Origin of the sequence: Bradyrhizobium sp. 139 (assembly GCF_023074175.1) — a bacterium.
GTDB lineage: Bacteria > Pseudomonadota > Alphaproteobacteria > Rhizobiales > Xanthobacteraceae > Bradyrhizobium.
Map to the genome: position 1 here is coordinate 92,761 of NZ_JADPKS010000135.1, position 19,846 is coordinate 112,606.

General features: G+C 64.0%; 18 protein-coding genes and 2 pseudogenes. 12 read left to right on the forward strand and 8 right to left on the reverse strand.

Translation table 11 applies throughout. The annotated features are described in order from the left end of the window. Positions 1-41: 41 nt before the first annotated feature. Positions 42-1,948 (reverse strand): annotated as a pseudogene (locus IVA80_RS30430) (acyl-CoA synthetase). Between the two features lie 246 nt (positions 1,949-2,194). On the opposite strand from IVA80_RS30430, the gene IVA80_RS30435 reads away from it, so the two are divergent. The 8 genes and pseudogenes from IVA80_RS30435 (at position 2,195) to IVA80_RS30470 (ending at position 9,793) form a co-directional block, all read left to right on the forward strand. Beyond that, positions 2,195-3,292, forward strand: a complete 1,098-nt coding sequence (locus IVA80_RS30435; protein ID WP_247438398.1) for a preprotein translocase subunit SecD — start codon at positions 2,195-2,197, stop codon at positions 3,290-3,292. A gap of 250 nt (positions 3,293-3,542) precedes the next feature. Next, on the forward strand, positions 3,543-4,349 hold the full coding sequence (locus IVA80_RS30440; protein ID WP_247438399.1) for a cyclic nucleotide-binding domain-containing protein: 807 nt from the start codon (positions 3,543-3,545) through the stop codon (positions 4,347-4,349). Between the two features lie 273 nt (positions 4,350-4,622). Beyond that, on the forward strand, positions 4,623-5,420 hold the full coding sequence (gene murI / locus IVA80_RS30445) for a glutamate racemase (RefSeq protein WP_247438400.1): 798 nt from the start codon (positions 4,623-4,625) through the stop codon (positions 5,418-5,420). A gap of 72 nt (positions 5,421-5,492) precedes the next feature. Beyond that, the gene (locus IVA80_RS30450) at positions 5,493-6,266 is read left to right on the forward strand and encodes an aldolase/citrate lyase family protein (RefSeq protein ID WP_247438403.1); all 774 of its coding nucleotides are present in this window, start codon (positions 5,493-5,495) and stop codon (positions 6,264-6,266) included. Positions 6,267-6,333: 67 nt separating this feature from the next. Beyond that, positions 6,334-6,712: pseudogene (locus IVA80_RS30455) on the forward strand (cupin domain-containing protein). Between the two features lie 104 nt (positions 6,713-6,816). Further along, complete coding sequence (locus tag IVA80_RS30460) at positions 6,817-7,584, forward strand: acyltransferase (protein WP_247438432.1); 768 nt, start codon at positions 6,817-6,819, stop codon at positions 7,582-7,584. A 200-nt stretch (positions 7,585-7,784) separates the two neighbouring features. Then, positions 7,785-8,402, forward strand: a complete 618-nt coding sequence (gene rpsD / locus IVA80_RS30465) for a 30S ribosomal protein S4 (protein ID WP_247438405.1) — start codon at positions 7,785-7,787, stop codon at positions 8,400-8,402. A 323-nt stretch (positions 8,403-8,725) separates the two neighbouring features. After that, the gene (locus IVA80_RS30470) at positions 8,726-9,793 is read left to right on the forward strand and encodes a threonine aldolase family protein (protein WP_247438407.1); all 1,068 of its coding nucleotides are present in this window, start codon (positions 8,726-8,728) and stop codon (positions 9,791-9,793) included. Between the two features lie 106 nt (positions 9,794-9,899). On the opposite strand, the gene IVA80_RS30475 is transcribed toward IVA80_RS30470, so the two are convergent. From IVA80_RS30475 to grxD, 4 genes are read right to left on the reverse strand one after another with little or no spacing between them, the layout of a single operon-like run. Then, positions 9,900-11,162, reverse strand: a complete 1,263-nt coding sequence (locus IVA80_RS30475) for a serine hydrolase domain-containing protein (protein WP_247438408.1) — start codon at positions 11,160-11,162, stop codon at positions 9,900-9,902. A 1-nt stretch (position 11,163) separates the two neighbouring features. Next, positions 11,164-12,450: a serine hydrolase domain-containing protein gene (locus IVA80_RS30480; RefSeq protein WP_247438410.1), complete on the reverse strand. Its 1,287-nt coding sequence runs from the start codon at positions 12,448-12,450 to the stop codon at positions 11,164-11,166. Positions 12,451-12,492: 42 nt separating this feature from the next. Next, positions 12,493-13,047, reverse strand: a complete 555-nt coding sequence (locus IVA80_RS30485) for an O-acetyl-ADP-ribose deacetylase (protein ID WP_247438412.1) — start codon at positions 13,045-13,047, stop codon at positions 12,493-12,495. A 3-nt stretch (positions 13,048-13,050) separates the two neighbouring features. Next, positions 13,051-13,377, reverse strand: a complete 327-nt coding sequence (gene grxD / locus IVA80_RS30490) for a Grx4 family monothiol glutaredoxin (RefSeq protein ID WP_247438414.1) — start codon at positions 13,375-13,377, stop codon at positions 13,051-13,053. Positions 13,378-13,668: 291 nt separating this feature from the next. Between grxD and egtB the strand changes: the two genes are divergently transcribed. Next, positions 13,669-14,916, forward strand: a complete 1,248-nt coding sequence (gene egtB, locus IVA80_RS30495; RefSeq protein ID WP_247438416.1) for an ergothioneine biosynthesis protein EgtB — start codon at positions 13,669-13,671, stop codon at positions 14,914-14,916. Between the two features lie 136 nt (positions 14,917-15,052). Next, positions 15,053-16,024 carry an L-histidine N(alpha)-methyltransferase gene (gene egtD / locus IVA80_RS30500; protein WP_247438418.1) on the forward strand — a complete coding sequence of 324 codons (972 nt, stop codon included), beginning with the start codon at positions 15,053-15,055 and terminating at the stop codon, positions 16,022-16,024. Between the two features lie 56 nt (positions 16,025-16,080). On the opposite strand, the gene IVA80_RS30505 is transcribed toward egtD, so the two are convergent. Both IVA80_RS30505 and IVA80_RS30510 read right to left on the reverse strand, forming a co-directional pair. Beyond that, on the reverse strand, positions 16,081-17,274 hold the full coding sequence (locus IVA80_RS30505) for a low temperature requirement protein A (protein WP_247438420.1): 1,194 nt from the start codon (positions 17,272-17,274) through the stop codon (positions 16,081-16,083). Positions 17,275-17,295: 21 nt separating this feature from the next. Continuing rightward, complete coding sequence (locus tag IVA80_RS30510) at positions 17,296-17,541, reverse strand: BolA family transcriptional regulator (RefSeq protein ID WP_247438422.1); 246 nt, start codon at positions 17,539-17,541, stop codon at positions 17,296-17,298. Between the two features lie 206 nt (positions 17,542-17,747). On the opposite strand from IVA80_RS30510, the gene IVA80_RS30515 reads away from it, so the two are divergent. Next, positions 17,748-18,107 (forward strand): DUF427 domain-containing protein, encoded by a 360-nt coding sequence (locus IVA80_RS30515; protein ID WP_247438424.1) that lies wholly within the window; start codon positions 17,748-17,750, stop codon positions 18,105-18,107. An 82-nt stretch (positions 18,108-18,189) separates the two neighbouring features. On the opposite strand, the gene IVA80_RS30520 is transcribed toward IVA80_RS30515, so the two are convergent. Further along, a complete protein-coding gene (locus IVA80_RS30520) occupies positions 18,190-18,363 on the reverse strand; it encodes a DUF1328 domain-containing protein (RefSeq protein WP_027560239.1) in 174 nt (57 codons plus the stop codon). A gap of 182 nt (positions 18,364-18,545) precedes the next feature. Here IVA80_RS30520 and IVA80_RS30525 point away from each other — a divergent pair, with 182 nt between their 5' ends. Further along, the gene (locus tag IVA80_RS30525) at positions 18,546-19,733 is read left to right on the forward strand and encodes an acyltransferase (RefSeq protein WP_247438426.1); all 1,188 of its coding nucleotides are present in this window, start codon (positions 18,546-18,548) and stop codon (positions 19,731-19,733) included. Positions 19,734-19,846 lie beyond the last annotated feature (113 nt).

The following is a 19,846-nucleotide window of genomic DNA, read 5'->3' on the forward strand; positions in this document are numbered from 1 at the left end:
ATTTCGGTGCGGCGAAGCGTCGCTCCCTGTCGCGTGGAGCCCTACGCTTGTACCACCTCGTGCCGCATCACGAACGGCGCGAGCAACGTGTGCACCTCACCGGCAACTACCGCGTTGATCTGCCGGAAGGCCGGCGAGGGTGACGGTTGCGATCGAGCCGTGGCTGCCGTGCGCGCCGACCTTGACCTTGCAATCGATGCCGCGCCCGGTGAGCGGCGCCAGCACGTTCGTGAACACGCGCTGCGCCGCGTCCCAGCGCAGCTGCGGCTTGAACACCTTGCCGACGCCGGTCACCGGCATCGGATCGATCGGGATGACCTGCACGGGCACGGCTGCGCGCTCCGGCGTGCGCTCGCGCACCCAAGCTTCCAGCTCGCCGGGCTTGATGGTCGCGCCCGGCTTCAACTGCACATAACCGACCGGCAATTCGCCGGCATAGGCGTCGGGCTGGCCGACCACGGCGGCGAAGCCGACGGCGGGATGGCGGAACATGATCTCCTCGATCGGCGCCGGATCGATGTTGTGGCCGCCGCGGATCACGAGATCCTTGGCGCGGCCGGTGATCCAGAGATAGCCGTCGGCATCCAGCCGGCCGAGATCGCCGGAATTGACCCAGACCTCGTCGACGAAGGCGCCCTTGTTGTGTTCGTCGTCGAGATAGCCGCCGAACACGCCGGGGCCCGCCATGATGACGACGCCGATCTCGTCAGGCGCGCAGTCGCGGATCAGTCGGCCGTCGGCATCGAGCTGCACGATGCGCACGCGCGCATAGGGCATCGGCAGGCCAACCGAGCCGAGGCGGATCGGTCGTGACGGATAGGCGAGCGTATGCACGCTCGACGTCTCGGTCATGCCGTAGACCTCGACCACCGGCAGCTTCAGCTTGTCCTGGATCGCCGATCCCACAGCGACAGGAATCGCGGAGCCGCCGCCGGCGGCATATTTCAGGCTGGAGATGTCGGCATTATCAGGCGGCACCGCCAGCGTTGCGGCAAGCACGGTCGGCACGCTCGACAACGCCTCCGGCTTGAAGCGCTCGACCAGTTGCCGGATGTTCTTCACCGAGTTCGGATTGCGCCATCCGCTCGGCGACAATACCACCAATGAGCCACCGCTCGACAGCGTCAGCAGCACCTGCGTCAGCGATCCCCCGACGTGGAATAGCGGCATGCCGAACAACATGTTGGCGCCGGGCTTGGATTTCAGCAGCAGGTTGAGCGCCCACGCCTGATAGACTTGGTTGGTGTGGGTGTGCCGCACCAGCTTTGGCGTGCCGGTGGTGCCGCCGGTGTGGAAGTAGGCGGCGATGTCGCTGCCGAGAATTTTGCGGCCGCTGACGAGCCGGTCCGCCGGTTGCTGCGCAGCGAGATCGTGGAAGGAGAAAATGCCCCCGGCCGAATCGCCGCCGCCATAGACCTGCACGATCGCTTTGAGATGCTTCAACTGCGGCCTGATCTGCTCGATCTTCTGCCAGATGTCGGTCCCGGGCATCGGCCCGAGCGCCACCAGGACCTTGGTCTTTGCAGCATCGAGAATCTCGGCAATCTGATGCGGCTCGAGCAGCGGGTTGACGGGATTGGCGATGCCCGCGGCCTCCGCCGCAAACAGTGTCACGAAGGCTTCCGGCAACAGCGGCAGCATGAAGCTCACAACGTCGTCCTTTCCGACGCCGAGCGCGTGAAACATGTTGGCGGCTTGAAGCACCCGCACGAAGAAGTCGCGATAGCTTACGACGATCGGAGTGTCGGCGGGATCGGCATTTTGCAAGAACTGGATGGCCGGCTTGATGGGATGTCTGGCCGCCGCGAGCCTGATGGCATCAAAGGTGCTCTCGGCCGCGAGCGCGATCGGCGTAGGCGACCTGCTCCAAGGCCCGGACCTCTGCGTCCGTTGCCAGATCCGGATAGTCGTTGCCGATGAAGCGATCGAGCGCGTGGATGCCCGCCATGGAATTCCGTCCTCCCTCAGTGCTTGTCCCCGCCCCTGTCTTTTGACATTTTGGTTCGGCGAAGCCTCGACCGATGACCGGCCGAGCGCGGACAGAATGATGGATGATTGAGCATTCGTCCATGACCTCACGACTGCGGTAATTGGACTCTGGTTAGAGGCCTTTGAACCTCCGCGCCCGATCCGGGGACCAAGAACTGGCATCGAATTCGCTTGCCAGCGCCCCGCCGCAAGACTTGAGGTGAACATGACTACGCCCCTGCGGGATTGCGCCACCCGGCTGTTCGTCGCGCTCGCCATGGGTACGTGGATCATGGCATCGGCGGTCGCCCTGCCGCGCGCGGCGCTCGCCGAAGACACCCAGCTCGACAAGATGCGCGCCAAGATCGCGGCCTTCGTCGCCGACAAGATGGAGAAGCTGGGCGGCTCGCGCATCGTCTACAAGGTGGACAGCGACGGCTTGCGCGAGAGCGTCGTCACGGATTTGCGCGACGACGTCCACAAGACCCTGCGCGAGGGCCGCGTCGCCTTCTCCGGTCTTGCGATCCGCGACGGCGGCGTCGAATTGAACATCGCGGACGCGAAGGGCCGCGAACAGCTCGCGCGCAAGCTGGCATCAGCCGCGGAGGAACTGCCATCGCGTGCGCTCACGGTGACCGACGGTGGCGACGGACTGGTCAGGCTCGCACCGACCGATGCCGCAGCCGCGGCACGGCTGCAAGATCTTGTCGAGAACGCCATCGCCATGATCGAGCAACGTCTCAAGAACGCCGGGGTCAAGCTCGCCAGCGTCCAGCCTGACGGGGCGGACCGCATCCGCATCTTCCTGCCTGATGTGATGGAGCCCGAGCGCGTGACCGCGGTCTTCGCCAGGAAGGTGAAGGTCAACTTCCGCCTGATCGACCTCTCGATGCCGGCGGAGCGGGCACAATCGGGCACGCCGCCCACGGGCACCGAAGTCCTGCCAGGCTTCAAAGACCAGCTCCCCTATCTGGTCGCCAAAGACAGCGCGCTGGACGGCGACGACATCAGCTATGCCGGTCCGGGATTTGCGAGCGGCACGAAGGAGCCGATCGCCTCGTTCCGCTTCAACGGCCGCGGCACGCGGCGCTTTGCCCACGTCACCGAAGAGAACATCGGAAAGCCCTTCGCCATCGTGCTCGACGGCAGGGTGATCTCCGCTCCCGTGATCCGCGAGACGATCACCGGCGGCTCGGGCCAGATCTCCGGCAATTTCACCCTGGAAGAGGCCAACAGCGTCGCCATGTTGCTGCGCGCCGGTTCGCTGCCGGGACACCTCGACCTCGTCGAGCAGGAGGTCGTGCAGCCCGCCGCCAAGCCGTAAGCCGGCTCGCCTACGCCCCCCGCCCCCGTCGGGACGCCACGGTCCACGACGCCGAAGCCCGCGCGGCCGGCCCGAATCATGGGCGCGTTGCGGCCATACGCACACCCAACGGGCAATTGCCGAAATGCCCGATAAGGCTAAAATTTGCCTCTTGCGGCAGGACGGCCGAAGGCTTCATTCAAGCGGTCGTCATTCTATTTCGACGATACGGTACCAACCGGGACTGAAGGCCTTACGCGGGGACAATACCATGCCGTCCGGCAGTGCAGACATTTCCTCGATCCTCGACCGCATTCTCGATGCGGCGACGGACAACCTCAGGATCGCGAAGATCCTGGTCCAGATGGGCCTCGATCCCAACAACGTCACCTACGACGCGATCTTCAACCGGCTGCTGGAGATCTTCGTCCACAACATCACGTTCGCCAATCTGTTCGCCGCGGTCGGCGCCGGCTTCTTCGTCGCTACCCTGCTGATGCGGACGATGGTGCCGCTCCGCGTCGCCAACATGATCGGCTGCGCGCTCTTCGCCGTTTTCGGCGCGCTCTCGGCCAACGTCTCGACGTTCCTGCTCTATCTGCTGCTGCTTCCGATCAACGCCTTGCGCCTGCGGCAGATGCTCAAGCTGGTCAAGAAGGCGCGCCATGCCGCCGAAGGCGATATGTCGATCGAATGGCTCAAGCCGTTCATGACCGAACGCAAATATCGCCGCGGCGACACGCTGTTCAAGCTGGGCGATCCGGCCAAGGAGATGCTCCTCACCGTCACCGGCAAGTTCCTGGTCAAGGAGATCAATGTCGAGATCCAGCCCGGCGCGCTGATGGGCGAGCTCGGCTTCCTCACGCCGGACAACCGGCGCACCGGCACGATCGAATGCATCGAAGACGGACAGGTGCTGACGATCACCTATGACCGGCTGCTCGAGATCTACTTCCAGGACCCGCAGTTCGGCTACTACTTCCTCGTGCTGACCAGCCAGCGCCTGCTGCAAAACATCGAGCGCTTGCAGAGCCAGTTGGCGACCGAGCGAGCGGCCACCACCAACAGGATCGCCTGACCGGCTTCGCGGATCCCGGCTCTGCGCGGCAACGCTGAGGGCGTTGCAGCGCGTCCGGGACACGAGAGCCGAACGCTCCTGGCCCAAATCGTCCGCCACCATCCGCGCCACGACGCGGAGCGGATATGTCCCGCCCGCAGCGCAGCATGGCTGCTGATAGCGGGAACTTGCGGCAATCATGAAATTGAACCCTTCCAAATTGATGCTAGGCGGCCCCGCCGCAAAACCGCCCCAAAAACCGAATGGTAACCATGCTGCCCTTAAGGTAACGACGTGATCAATTCCCCGACGATCCTGGTGTTCGATTCCGGCCTTGGCGGACTCACGGTGCTCCGCGAGGTCGTGGCCGCACGCCCGGACGCGCATTACATCTACGTCGCGGACGATGCCTTCTTCCCCTACGGCCACCACGGCGAGGACGAGATCATCGCCCGCGTCGTGCCGCTGATGGGGGAGCTGATCGGCACGCACGATCCTGACCTCGTCGTCATCGCCTGCAACACGGCGTCCACCCTGGTCCTATCGCATCTGCGCGCCGCCTATTCCCTGCCCTTCGTCGGCACCGTGCCGGCGATCAAGCCCGCCTGCGCACTGTCGAAGACCCGGCGCGTTTCGGTGCTCGGCACCAAGGGCACGGTGAAGCGCGAGTACACCAAGGCGCTGATCCGCGATTTCGCGCTGGGTTGCGAGGTGACGCTGGTCGGCTCGCCCGAGCTTGCATCGCTGGCTGAAGCCGCGCTCAGCGGACATCCGATCAGCGACGGCGACGTCCTTGCCGAGCTCGCGCCCTGCTTCGTCGGCGATCCCCAGGATGCGGGTGCGCGCACCGACATCGTGGTGCTCGCGTGCACGCATTATCCGCTGCTGCTCGACCGGCTGAATAAACTTGCGCCCTGGCCGGTGGACTGGATCGATCCGGCGCCGGCCATCGCCCGCCGCGTCTCCGACCTGCTCGGGGCGCGCATCGGCGGCATAGCGCAATCCGGTGCCGAGATGATCTTCACCTCGAACCGTGCGCATGGCCTCAGCGCCACGCTAACGCCGTTCTTCGGCGGCCGTGTGCCGGCCTGACTTTGCGCCGCAACGGCGCGCTGCTAGGCTTCGCCGTCATCATCTCTCCGCAGGTCAGCCCAAGGCAATTCGATGTCGGTCCCGACTATGCCACTCAACCGCCTCCGCCAGCTCTGGCGCGAGGGCCGCCCGGCCTTCGGCGCGATCGCGACGATCCCGAGCGTGCAGACCGTGCAGATCATGGCACGCTCGCTCGACTGGATCATCGTCGATCTCGAGCATGGCCCGATTGGATTGACCGAAGCACATGCGATGATCGCAGCCACCACCGGCACGCCGTGCACGCCCCTGGTGCGGATCGCGGCGAACGAGCCGTGGCTTGCGAAGGCGCCGATGGACATCGGCGCCTTCGGCATCAACTTCCCGATGATCACCAATCGCGCTGAAGCCGGGAAGGCGGTGCGCAGCGTGCGCTATCCGCCGCGCGGCGATCGTCTCTGGGGTCCGTTCCACGCGCCGTTCCGCTGGGGCCAGTCGATGCCGGACTACATGGCCAGCGCCGACGACGAGATCATCTGCATGATCACCATCGAGCATGTCGATGCCGTCAACCGCATCGACGAGATAATGGCCACGCCCGGCATCGACGTCGCGGTGATCGGCCCCGGCGATCTCGCCACCTCCATCAACAAGCGCGGGCAGGTGGACGATCCGGAATTGCTGGAGCTGGTCGCGCGGGCCGAGGCCGGCATCCTCAAAAGCGGCGTGCCGATCGGCGGCGTGGCCCGCACCGCCGACCAGGCCAACGCGCTGATCGACCGCGGCTACCGCGCCATCGCGCTGGGTTTCGATTGGTCGCTCTTCCAGCGCGGCATCATGGCGGCGTTCGACGGCATCAAGCGCTGAACAAACCGATTGCGATCTTGCCGGCAGCGGCGGCGCTGCTAGGGTCGGCCGTTCCAGGGAGGAAACAATGCTCAAAAAGACTTTGCTCGCTCTCGTTTTCACCGGCCTTGCCGCCGCGGCCTTCGCCCAGCAGACCGGCATCAAGCGCACCCCACTCCAGAAGGTCGAGTTTCCGGACGGCTACAACACCATCACCGCCATCGCGGAAGTCCCGACGGGCGGTGCAGCCGGACGCTCATCCGGGAATCGAGACCGGCTACGTGCTCGAAGGCGAGCTGAATCTGCTCGTCGATGGGCAGCCGGAGAAAACCCTGAAAGCTGGCGATTCCTATCAAATCCCGGCAGGCGTCGTGCACGACGCCAAGGCCCACGGCGACAAGGCCATGAAAGTGCTCGGCGTTTACGTCGTCGACAAGACCAAGCCGCTGGCCTCGCCTGCGCCCTGATGCGGCGAACCGACCGCCCCTAAGCGGGTTGGTTCATGCTAGAGCAGGCAGCGAGCGGGAACCCGCTCGCTGCACATATTTTCATCCGCGGGAACCGGAGCGCGATGCGCGGAACATCCAAGACCATTTCGCTGCCGCGCCGTCTGATTTGCGACCTCATGCGCGCCTCGATGGGCGTGCCGTTCGTGTCGCTCTCCCGTTCGCTCAATATCCGCCCCCTGCTGGAGGCCCGCGCGGGCGCGCTGGCGCCGGCCGGCTGGGCCGCGATGTTCGTCAAGGCTTTCGCTGTGGTGGCCAAGGACGAGCCGGTCCTGCGCACGATCTACGCCAAATGGCCCTGGCCGATGCTCTACGAACTACCAAACAGCGTGGCCTCGGTCGCCATCGCCCGGGTTGAGGACGGCGAGGAATGCGTGATGCCGCAGCGGATCGCGGCTCCTGAGGCCATGAGGCTGGCCACCATCGACGCCGAGATCCGGCGCGCCAAGACGGCGCCGATCGAGGACGTTCCGATGTTCCGCAAGATCATGCGGGCGACCCGCCTGCCGCTGCCGCTGCGACGCCTGTCCTGGGCGATCGGCCTGAATTTCGGCCGGCAGCGCGGCAACTGGTTCGGCAGCTTCGCGGTGAGCTCGGTGGCCGCCTATGGCGGGGGCGAGCTCCACCCCGTCACGCCCGGCCCCTTTATCATCAGCTATGGCGTGGTCGAGCCCGACCAGACCATCCACGTCGTGATCCGCTGGGACCACCGCGTCACCGACGCCGCCCCGATCGCCCGGGTCCTAACCCGGCTGGAACAGGTCCTGAACACTGAAATCGCTGCCGAATTGCGAGCAGCCGGGGCAAAGCCCATCCGGGCTGTCCGGACATGATTTTCGGGGCTATTCGCATTGACAGGACGGCCTAAACTCACCTAAAAGCCCCCTGCTCGCGGGCCGATTTCGGCCCGCGAAGCGTTTCGCGACCCGTGGCCGCGTCCCTTCAAGCTTTGGGGATGAGGCCTGTCGGTGGCGGGCTTGCCCGTCACACAGGAGGGCGCGTTTCCTCAAACCATGAACCTGAAGAGGACGCGATGACTAAGCGCAGTGAGGCGAAGTACAAGCTCGATCGCCGTATGGGCCAGAACATCTGGGGCCGCCCGAAGAGCCCCGTCAACCGCCGCGAATACGGCCCCGGCCAGCACGGCCAGCGCCGCAAGGGCAAGCTCTCCGATTTCGGCGTGCAGCTGCGCGCCAAGCAGAAGCTGAAGGGCTACTACGCCAACATCAGCGAGCGCCAGTTCCACGGTGTCTATGTCGAGGCGAGCCGCCTCAAGGGCGACACCGGCGAGAACCTGATCGGCCTGTTGGAGCGCCGTCTCGATATGGTGGTCTACCGCGCCAAGTTCGTCTCGACGATCTTCGCCGCGCGCCAGTTCGTCAACCACGGCCACATCAAGGTGAACGGCCGCAAGGTCAACATCTCGAGCTATCAGGTCAAGCTTGGCGACCTCATCGAGGTGAAGGAATCCTCCAAGCAGCTGGCCCATGTGCTCGAGGCCAGCCAGCTCCCAGAACGTGACACGCCCGACTATCTCGAAGTCGACCACGGCAAGATGACCGCGAAATACGTGCGCATCCCCCACCTCTCCGACGTGCCGTTCCCGGTGCAGATGGAGCCGCATCTGGTCGTCGAATTCTATTCGCGTTGATAACTGCGCAAATCATCGCTCAAAGGCCCCAGTTTCCGGGGCCTTTTTGTTATGGTATGGGCAGTCTCAATGCCTCAGCCGAGCGACCAACTCGCCAACATTGAACCTCGGCAATACCGACCGGAGCGGAACGTCAGATATGGGCCGCGCTGCCCCGTGACGAGCAGGTCCGCCGATATCGAGGGCTGTTCGCTCAGCCCAACTGCAACAACTTCAGTTCAGACACTCCGGACGACATCCTCGCCGCCGCGCGGCAACACGTTGCCCAGCGCGTCATGGCTGAGGACCGGTTATCGTTGTTCCACTAGATGACGAGTCCCGCCATGCTCTACACTCCTCCCCCGATCGATCTTAAGGCGCCGCCGGTGCGCATCAACCTGCTCTCCGACACCCAGACGAAGCCGACGCCTGCGATGCGCGAGGCGATGGCGCGGGCGGAGGTCGGCGACGAGCAGGTCGGCGACGATCCGACCGTGAACGCGCTGTGCGAGCGCGTCGCCGAGCTGCTCGGCAAGGAAGCTGCGGTCTACATGCCGTCAGGCACGATGTGCAACGTCACGGCGACGCTGGTGCATTGCCGTCCCGGCGATGAGATCCTCGCCCATGAGAGCGCGCATATCATCGCGCGCGAGGGCGGCGCGCATGCCGCGATCGGCGGCTTCCAGGTCACGCAATTGAAGGGACCGGACGGCCAGTTCACGCCGGAGACGTTCCGCAAGGCGCTGCATCCGCGCACGCGCTACCAACCGCCGCAGACCGTCGTCAGCGTCGAGCAGACCGCCAATATCGGCGGCGGCACGATCTGGAAGAAGGCCGCGCTCGACGAGATCGTCGCGATCGCAAAACAACACGGCCTGGTCACCCACATGGACGGCGCGCGCCTGCTCAACGCCACTGTGGCGAGCGGAATCTCTCCGCGCGACATGACGGCGGGGTGGGATTCGGCCTGGATCGACTTCTCGAAGGGGCTGGGCGCGCCGATCGGCGGCGTGCTTGCCGGCACGCGCGCTTTCATCGATGCAGTCTGGCAGTGGAAGCAGCGTCTCGGCGGCTCGATGCGGCAGGCCGGAATCTGCGCGGCCGCCTGCATCTATGCGCTCGACCATCACGTCGAGCGTCTTGCCGACGACCACGCCAATGCGCGGGCGCTGGCCCGCGGACTGTCGCAGATCGCAGGGATCGAGGTGCAGGAGCCCGAGACCAATCTCGTGTTCTTCAACCCTGATGGCGCCGGCATTCCCGGCGACAAGATGGTCGCCGCGCTCCGCCAGCGCGGCGTGACGCTCGCGATGATGGACGGACGCATCCGCGCCTGCACGCATCTCGACGTCAATGCGAACCAGATCGAGGAGACGATCGGCCATGTCCGCGAGATCGTGCGCGGGGCTTAGCGAACTGCCGTAGCCCGGATGGAGCGCAGCGCAATCCGGGAGTTTATCCGTGCGGTGAGAGTCCCGGATTGCGCTTCGCTCCATCCGGGCTACGAGTCGACCGCGATCAGCGCCCCATCGCCTGATAGATCAGCGTCTTCAGCGACAATTGAATCCGGCCGCGCTGCGACGGGGTCTGCACCATGAAGATTCCGAACAGATCGTCTTCGGGATCGATGAAGAAGAAGGTGCCACCGACGCCATCCCAGCGATATTCGCCAAGCGGCCACGATGTGTCGGGCGGCACCGACGTGCGCACCGCAAAGCCGAGGCCGAAGCCGGAGCTCCCGCCCGGATAATAGCTCTGGTCGCGCACGATCTTCGTCTCGGGGCCGATATGATCCGACGCCATCAGGGCGACGGTTTCCGGCTTGAGATAGCGCCGGCCGTCATAGGTGCCGCCATTCAGCAGCATTTGCGCGAAGTGGGCATAGTCGCCGATCGTGCCGACCAAGCCGCTGCCGCCCGATTCCCATTTCCGCGGCAGCCTGATATCCCGGACCTGCGTCATCTGATTGATGTTGCGATCCTCCGGCATCGGCTCGGCGATGCGCGGAAACTTGGCGGGGTCGGCAACGAAGAATGCGGTCTCGGTCATGCCAAGCGGATCGAGCAGCCGCTCCTTTTCAAACTGCAGCAGTGTCTTCCCCGAGATTACCTCGACGACACGGCCGAGCACGTCGGTGGAATAGCCGTAGTCCCACATCGTGCCCGGCTGCTCGACCAGCGGGAGCGTGGCGATCTTGGCGGCAAAGTCGGCATTGCTGAGATTGCTGTCGAAGAGGTTGGCCGCAGCATAGAGCTCGTGCACCATGCCGCCGCCATAGTAGCCATAAGGCAGCCCGGAGGTGTGCCGCAGCAGGTCCTTGATCGTGACGGGACGGTCGAGCGGCTGCAGCGCCAGCGCTATTTTGCCGTCCTCGGCCTCCTTTTCGACGCCGACCTTCATACCGGCAAAGGCCGGAATGTATTTCGAGACGGGATCGTCGAGCGCGAGCTTGCCCTCCTCGACCAGCATCATGGCCATCACGGACGTGATCGGCTTCGACATCGAATAGAGCCGGAAGATCGTGTCCGCGCTCATCGAAATCTCGGTCGCGACGTCGCGGACGCCGAAATTTTCGTAATAGACCGGCTTGCCATGCTGCTGGAGCAGCAGGATTGCGCCCGGAAACTTGCCGGCGGCGATCTCGCTTCGGATGTAGTCGGAAACCTTCGCCAGCCCTTCGGGAGAGAAGTTGTGCGCGGCGCACCCCGCGGAACCCGCTCGCGCACCGACCACGCCGAACAGAAGGACGAGCGCCGCGATCAGTGCGCGGCGCCCGCGCATGTCAATTCTCCATGGACTCATAGACCAGTTGCTTCAATGTCCGCTGCACGCGCTGGCGCTCGGTCGGGGTCTGCTCGAGCAGAACGAAGAACATGTCCTGCTTGCGGTCGATCACAAAATAGCAGCCGGAGGCACCATCCCACTTCAACTCACCGAGATCGCCCGGCGGCGGCGGCTTGGCGTTGCCGGGATCGGTGCGGACGGCAAGGCCGAGGCCGAAGCCAAAACCGTCGCCGGGGAAGTAGAAATAATCGCGATCGACGCCGGAGTTTGGGCCGACCTGATCGGTCACCATTAGCTTGAACGTCTCGGGCTTGAGAATGGTCTTGCCCTCGAGGCTGCCGCCGTTGAGCAGCATCTGCGTAAAGCGCTCATAATCGGCCATCGTCGTAACCATGCCGCCGCTGGCGAACTGGATCTTCTTGCCCACCGTCGGATCGTTGATCCGCCCAACCCGGAAATCGCTGTCGTTCGGCACCGGCTGCGCCAGCAGCTTCTGCTTCTCGGGGTCGGTGACGAAGAAGCCGGTGTCGACCATGCCGAGCGGGCCGAGCAGCTTCTCCCGCTCGATCTCGATTAGCGGCTTGCCGGCCGCGATCTCCATGACCCGAGCCAGGATGTCGGTGGAATGGCCGTATTGCCACAGCGCGCCCGGCTGGTTGTGCAGCGGCAGTTTTGCGATGCGCTCGGCGAACTCGGCGAGATCGAAATCGCCGGCATAGATGTTGGCGTCCCGGTAAGCCTTGCGGACCAGGCTGTCGCCATAAAAGCCATAGGTGACGCCGGAGGTGTGCGTCATCAGGTCGTGCACCGTCATTGGCCGGTTTGGCGGCACGAGCTCGAGCGACTTGGTGCCGTCCTCGGCCTTCTTCTCGACGCCGACCTTCACATTGGCGAAGGACGGGATGTATTTCGAGACGGGATCGTCGAGCTTGATCTTGCCGTCCTCGACCAATTGCATCGCGACGACAGAGGTGATCGCCTTGGTCATCGAGAACAGGCGGAAGATCGTCTTGTCGGTGATCGGCGCCTTGCTGACGACGTCCTGCACGCCGAAGGCCTCACGGTAGATCGGCTTGCCGTGCTGCTTGATCAGCACGGTCGCGCCGGCGATCTTGCCGGTCGCAACCTCGTTCTTGAAGAACTCGCCGACCTTGGCGAGCTTCTCCCGATTGAAATGCGCACCGGCCGGAATTTCGTAGGTCCCTTCGGCCTGCGCGAGCGACATCGCGCCGAGCGACACCAGTGCGCCGCAGACCAACGCACGCAGTCCAGAATGTAAAATCATATCCCCTCCCCGGAACATGGCCGGCGGAGTGTACTGACGGCGTTATCTGGCACAAGGGCCGCTGTGTCGCGCCAGAACGTCCGTGTGGAGAGCGGCGCTTGTCTCCGAAAAACAACAGAATATGACGTGGGTGACCGAGGGAGCGGTCGGCAGTGCGTCGAGGGTCGTACGAACCGCAATCTTCGCGGCCTGGTCGGCCGGAAAGCGATAAACCCCGGTCGAAATCGCGGAGAATGCCAGGGAGTTCAGCTGATTGGCCTCACAGAGCTCAAGCGCACGGCGATAGCAGGAGCCCAGCGCCTCAGCCTCACCGCGACCGCCGCCGTGCCAGACGGGTCCGACCGCATGGATCACATGGCGGGCAGGGAGATGGTAGCCCTTCGTGATCCTGGCGTCTCCGGTCGGGCATCCTCCGAGCGTCCGGCACTCGGCGACAAGCTTGGGACCGGCAGCGGCGTGGATTGCGCCATCCACGCCACCCCCGCCAAGGAGCGACGTGTTGGCGGCGTTGACGATAGCGTCAACGCTCAGCGTGGTGATGTCGGCAACGATGACCTCGAGCTCGGCGCCGCCGATGCGGCGCGTCAGCGCGGTCAAGCGTCAGGCCGCGACCGCGACGCCCTTCTCGGAGAAGAGCTGCTGCAATTCGCCGGCCTGGAACATCTCGCGGATGATGTCGCAGCCGCCGATGAACTCGCCCTTCACATAGAGCTGCGGAATGGTCGGCCAGTTCGAATAGTCCTTGATGCCGTTGCGCAGTTCGGCGGATTCGAGGACGTTGAGGCCCTTATAGCCGACGCCGATATGATCGAGGATCTGGACGACCTGGCCGGAGAAACCGCACTGCGGAAATTGCGGCGTGCCCTTCATGAACAGAACCACGTCGTTCGACTTCACTTCGTTGGCGATGAATTCCTCGATGCTCATATCCGTGTCCTTCTGGGGCCGAGCCCACACCAATCGCTTCGGGCTGGCTCAGCCGATCTAACCCGATACCTAGCTATATATGTAGCCCAAACCGTTGTGCATCCAAAGTAAAATGGCGGCGAACGGCCCCGGCCGACCCGGTCTGGCAGCGGCAGGCCCTATTGCATGATGGCACGAATATCCTCGCCGGGGAGGACTTTCATACCGTAACGGAGCCCCTATCTAGGACGAACCCTGTTTTGGAACCGGGCAACGCCAACAACGTTCTCTTGTCCTGGTCTGGAGAAAAACGTGACGAAACCAGCCTCCGCTACGGCCACCGCCCCGCTTTCGACATCGTTGAGCGATTTGGGCGGCCTCGCCCAGAGGCTGGAAGATGCTTTTATCGCCGTCCGCAACGAGACCGAGCGCCGGGCCGCGCCGTTGTCGCCCGAAGACCAGCAGATTCAGTCCATGCCGGATGCGAGCCCCACGAAATGGCACCGGGCGCATACCACCTGGTTCTGGGAGCAATTCCTGCTCGGCAAGCACTGTGCGGGCTACCGGCCCTTCCACCCTGATTTCGCATTCCTGTTCAATTCCTATTACGTCGGCGCCGGCCCGCGTCATTCCCGCAATCACCGCGGCGACATCACCCGGCCCAGCGCCGATCAGGTCGGCGCCTATCGAAAATATGTCGACGCGGCCGTCGTAAAGTTCTTCCGCGAAACCGGCGAGGACAAGCTCCGCGAGATCGCACCGCTGATCGAGGTCGGGCTCAACCATGAGCAGCAGCATCAGGAGTTGATGTTCACCGATATCCTGCATGCCTTCGCGCAGAACCCGATCCCGCCGGCCTATGATTTGGATTGGCGCTTCCCGGCTTCGACACGCTCGGGTGAGGGTTGGCTGACGCTGAACGAAGGCATCCACACCGTCGGGCACGCAGACGACAGTTTTCATTTCGACAACGAGAAGCCCGCGCATCGCGCGCTGGTCGGCCCTGTCAAGGTCGCGCGCAATCTCGTCACCAACGGCGAATGGCTCGCCTTCATGGGCGACGGCGGTTATCGAACCGCAACGCTGTGGCTGATGGACGGCTTTGCCACCGTCAACAACGAGGGCTGGGACGCCCCGGGCCATTGGCGCGAGATCGATGGCCAATGGCATGTGATGACGCTGGCCGGCCTCAAGCCGGTGGATCCCGACGCCCCCGTGTGCCATGTCAGCTATTACGAAGCAGACGCCTTCGCGCGCTGGGCCGGAAAGCATCTGCCGACCGAGATGGAATGGGAGGTCACGGCGCGCGCCGGCCAGCTCAACGACGCCTTCGGCATCGTCTGGCAGTGGACGCGCTCTTCGTACTCGCCTTACCCCGGCTACCGCGCCATCGAGGGCGCGCTGGGGGAGTACAACGGCAAGTTCATGATCAACCAGCTGGTGCTGCGCGGCTCCTCGCTTGCAACGCCTGACGGCCACAGCCGTGTCACCTATCGCAACTTCTTCTATCCGCACCATCGCTGGCAATTTACGGGATTGCGGCTCGCCGACTACGACTAGAGCATGATCCGGAAAAGTGTGCAGCGGTTTTCCGAAAAGATCATGCTCAAACAACAAGCTAAAGCGCGATCTCATCGCGCTTTAGAGTCTCATCCGACGACAACCGCGCGCCGGACAGCGCGTTCAGGAGAGTATCATGAATGTGCACGGCAGCGCCTTGGCTGAAGCCCATCTTCCCGACGAGCAGACGACCGCCTTTGCCCGCGAAGCCATCGAGGACCTGTCGCAGCAACCGAAAAAGCTGTCGCCGAAATATTTCTATGATGCCGCCGGATCGGAGCTGTTCGAGGCGATCACGCGCCTGCCGGAATATTATCCGACGCGCACCGAGCTTGCGATCCTGAAGGAGCGCGGCAGCGAGATCACAAAGATCATTCCGGAGCATGCGGCACTGGTCGAGTTCGGCGCTGGCGCCACCACAAAAGTCCGCCTTCTGCTGAACCATTGCAAATTTGCAGCCTATGTGCCCGTCGACATCTCCGGCGACTTCCTGAAGGCGCAGGCGAACGGCCTGAAGCGGGACTTCCCGTCGCTCGGCATCCATCCGGTGGCGGCCGACTTCACCACGCCGTTCGAGCTGCCCAGGACGGTTGCATCGATGCCCAAGGTCGGCTTCTTCCCCGGTTCGACGATCGGCAATTTCGAGCCGCGGGAAGCACAGGCCTTCCTGAAGAGCGCACGCGCGATTCTCGGTCGGGGCGCGCAGATGATCATCGGCGCCGACCTCGAAAAGGAAGAGCGCGTGCTGCACGATGCCTACAACGACGCCGCCGGTATCACCGCACGCTTTAACCTGAATGTTCTCGTCCGCATCAACCGCGAGCTCGGCGGTAATTTCGACCTCTCCGCCTTCACCCATCGCGCCATCTACAACCGCGAGCGCCATCGCATCGAGATGCACCTGATCAGCAAGAAGAGCCAGACGGTACGCATGCTAGGCACCAGCTTCTCGTTCGGGGCGGGCGAGAGCATCCACACGGAGAACAGCTACAAATATAGCCTCGAACGCTTCGCGGCGCTGGCGCAAGGAGCCGGCTGGCGCGTGCGCGAAACCTGGACGGACGCGGCCAGGATGTTCTCGGTGCATGCGCTGGAGGCTGCGGAATAAGCGATCAGCGCATGCCGCCGGGCGGGCTGCTCGGCATTCTCTCCGCAGCCCGCGCCTCAATGCTCCTCTGCCTCCGCCGGCGTCGATCCCAGCGAGATTGACTCCCACACCGCGACCACGATCATGATCACGGTCGTCGCGACCGACAGCCATAAGGGCGACAGCTCCGGCGCGAACCAGCTCAGCACCAGCAGCAGGATGATGCCGATGCCGTGCGAGAGCTGGAGGAAGCCGCGGATCGCGTGCTTGAACAGGATGGTGCCGACCAGGAACACCAGCGGCCCGCCGACCGTGCTCACGATGGTCCGGATGTCGGAATGTCCGGCCGGATGCTTCAGCACCAGTTCGTCCGACACCGCGGCCAGGATGATGCCGGCGACGATCGGCATGTGCAGATAGGTATAGCCAAGCCGGGCCAGCCGGCCGGATTCGGCGGTCTTCGATATCCGCTCGGAGCCGGCCTCCGCGCCCTTGTGGAAATAGATCCACCACATCGCGATGCTGCCGACCAGCGCCGAGACGAAGGCGAGGAGGTTGTCGGTGGTCCAGTCCAGCTCGGCGAAGGTCGCGCCGTTGACGACGACGGCTTCACCGAGCGCGATGATGATGAAGCCGGCGAAGCGCTCGGCCATGTGACCGCCTTCGACGGCCCAGGCCTCGACCGACGAGAATCCCAGCCTGGGGACCCAGAAGCGGACTGCGGGTGAGACATATTCGATCGTGAGTGCCACGATCCAGAACCACAGCCTCTCCTCCTCGTGCACCAGACCGCCGAGGATCCAGAAGATCGCGGAAGCGGAGAGCCAGACCAGGATGCGGATCGCGTTGTGCCGAACGGCGGTGCGATGGCGCGGGGTCGCGAACAGCCAGAAGGCCGTGCGTCCGACCTGCATCGCTGCGTAGGCGATCGCGAACCACAGGCCGCGTCCCTCAAAAGCGGTCGGGATCGTCGTCGACAGCACGAGGCCGCCGAGCATCATCGAGAAGAGCATGACGCGGACCGGGGTCAGCTCGGGGTTGAGCCAGTTGGTGACCCAGGCGGTGTAGACCCACACCCACCACACCGCGAGAAACAGCATCGTCACGTGCACCCCGCCCAGCGGCGTGAAATGGTGCAGCAGCGTATGCGAGACCTGCGTGATGGCGAAGACGAAGACGAGGTCGAAGAACAGCTCGGCATTGGTGACGCGGCTGTGCTGGTTCGGCACGATGACGCGAAACAGCGCGCCGCGCGGATTGTCCGCAGCCATCGTCATCCCCACGCGATCAGATCAGGCCCCGGGCAACCCAGGCACCCCGGTTTGCAGCGCCAGCGCGTGCAACACACCGCCCATCTGGCCGCGCAGGGACTGATAGACGATCTGGTGTTGCTGGACGCGGGACTTGCCGCGGAAGGATTCCGAGATCACGGTCGCGGCATAATGGTCGCCGTCGCCGGCGAGGTCACGGATCGTCACCTCGGCATCGGGGATCGCCGCCTTGATCATGGCCTCGATATCGTGGGCGTCCATGGGCATTCGGGTCGTGCTCCTTGCTTCGAATCAGTCTCGGCTTCGAATCGCTGCCGGGGTCCGGATCTGCAAAGCCAAACTTGCCGGCAGGGCCAAACTTAGCGTGAACGGACTTCTACGTCACGCCTTCCGGCACTATATCCGTGATCCCACGAGACTAAAGGCACGACAAAGTGCCGCGCGCGGCAGATTGATCGAAAAGGCGTAAAATCATGAAGCTTCCAGGGCCCGACCACCCCATCACCATCACCCAAAACCCCCGTCGCGTCCGCGTCACGGCCGGCGACATCGTGATCGCCGAGACCAGCAAGGCGCTGACGCTCAAGGAGGCCAGATATCCGGCGGTGCAATATGTGCCCCGGGAGGACGCCAACATGGCGCTGCTCGAGCGCACCGACCGCGTCACCCATTGCCCCTACAAGGGGGACGCGAGCTATTACAGCGTCAAGGCCGACGGCAAGACGCTCGACAACGCGATCTGGACCTACGAGACGCCCTTCCCCGCGATGACGGAAATTTCCGGCCATCTCGCCTTCTATCCGGACAAGGTGAAGATCGAGGAAGTGGGGTAACATCCACATGGGCCTGCCGTCATGGCCGGGCTTGTCCCGGACAGGCCCGGGCATGACGACTGACAATGCTGGAGCAGCCTCGCTACGCCCTGAAGATTGTGAGCCCCAGTATCAGCAGCACCAGGAAGATCACGACGAAGATATAGAACAGGAAGCGGGCAATATCGGCCGAGGCGGCCGAGATGCCGGTGAAGCCGAGCACGCCGGCCACGATCGAGACAAGTAAGAAGATCAGCGCCCATTTCAGGATCGTCATCGCCAGCTCCGAAATTGGTACCGCTTTTTCGCGGCCCTCAAGCCCTTTTGGCGAACGCTAACTGCGTTGCGGGGAACTGGTTCCTAGGCGTGTCAGGCCTCGGATGCGCCTCAAACGATCCTTGCTGAATCCGGTTCCCGGCGGCACAGTCCGGCCGGGACAGGAGCGCAATCGGGGCGACCATGATCACGATGTCACATTCCGCGACGGTCGGCGCAGAGGCGCACGCCGCGCCGAGGGCCAAAGCGCGCAATTTGTCGCTTGATCGAACCCGCACCTTCCTCACGCTGGTGGTGCTGCTGCACCATGCCGTCATTCCCTACACCTATTTCGGGCACACCGACCCGGCGTCCTGGATCGGTTTCGACGTCGTCGTGCTCGCCACCGACAGCTTCTTCATGGCGATGTTCTTCTTCCTGTCGGGCCTGTTCACCTGGCCCGGCATCGCGCGCAAGGCGACGTCAGTCTTCCTGCGCGACCGCCTGCTCCGGCTCGGGCTCCCCTTCGCGATCGCCGCCTTCACCGTCATCCCGCTCGCCTATTACGCGATCGCGCTGCGGCAGGATCCCGAGCTGAGCTTCGCCGCGTTCTGGTGGAAGACGATCACCGTCGGTCCGTGGCCGAGCGGGCCGATCTGGTTCGTGTGGGTGCTGCTGGCATTCGACCTCACCGCCAGCCTGCTCTACCGGGTCTCGGCGCATCTGGTCGATCCGGCCAACCGCGTTTCGCTGCGCGGATTTGAGCAGCCGGCGGCATTCTGGCTGATGCTCGTCGCGGTCACCGCCATCGTCTACGTGCCGGCGCTGCTCTATTTCGGCGGCACCAAATGGTTCGAGTTGGGGCCGTTTTCGGTGCAGGCAAGCCGCATCCTGCTCTACTTCGCCTATTTCTTCATCGGCGTCAGCGTTGGAGCTGCGAACTTCGATCGCGGCATTCTCAGCGCCGACGGCCGATTGCCCAGGAGTCGCTGGCTCTGGGTAATCGCCACGCTGGTCCCCTACTGTCTGATGTGGGGCATGATCTACATCAAGCGCGAAATCTTGGGCAATCCCGACCCGCTGCCGCACTGGTACCAGGCGATCTACGGCACGTTCGTCGTGCTGTTCTCAGGCGCGATCCTGCTCGCGATCCTCGCCTTCTTCCTGCACCAGAAGTCGTCGGGATCGAACCTGCTCGACCGCATGCAGGCGGACGCCTACGGCATGTTCCTGGTGCACTACCCGATCGCGCTGTGGATCCAGTACGTGCTGTTCGATTATTCGCTGCCGGCAATCGTGAAAGCGGCGATCGGCTTCGTGCTCACGGTGATGCTGAGCTGGGGACTGACTGCAGGCCTGCGGAAGATTCCGGGCGCTTCGCACGTGTTGTGAGGGCGTGAACTCTCGTAGATGGGGTAACGGGCCCCGGGCAGCCTTCCAGCCAAGCCGCGCTAGCTACGGCGCTATTTGTGGCGCGCGTCGCGCGGCTTGGTTGGAAGGCAAGC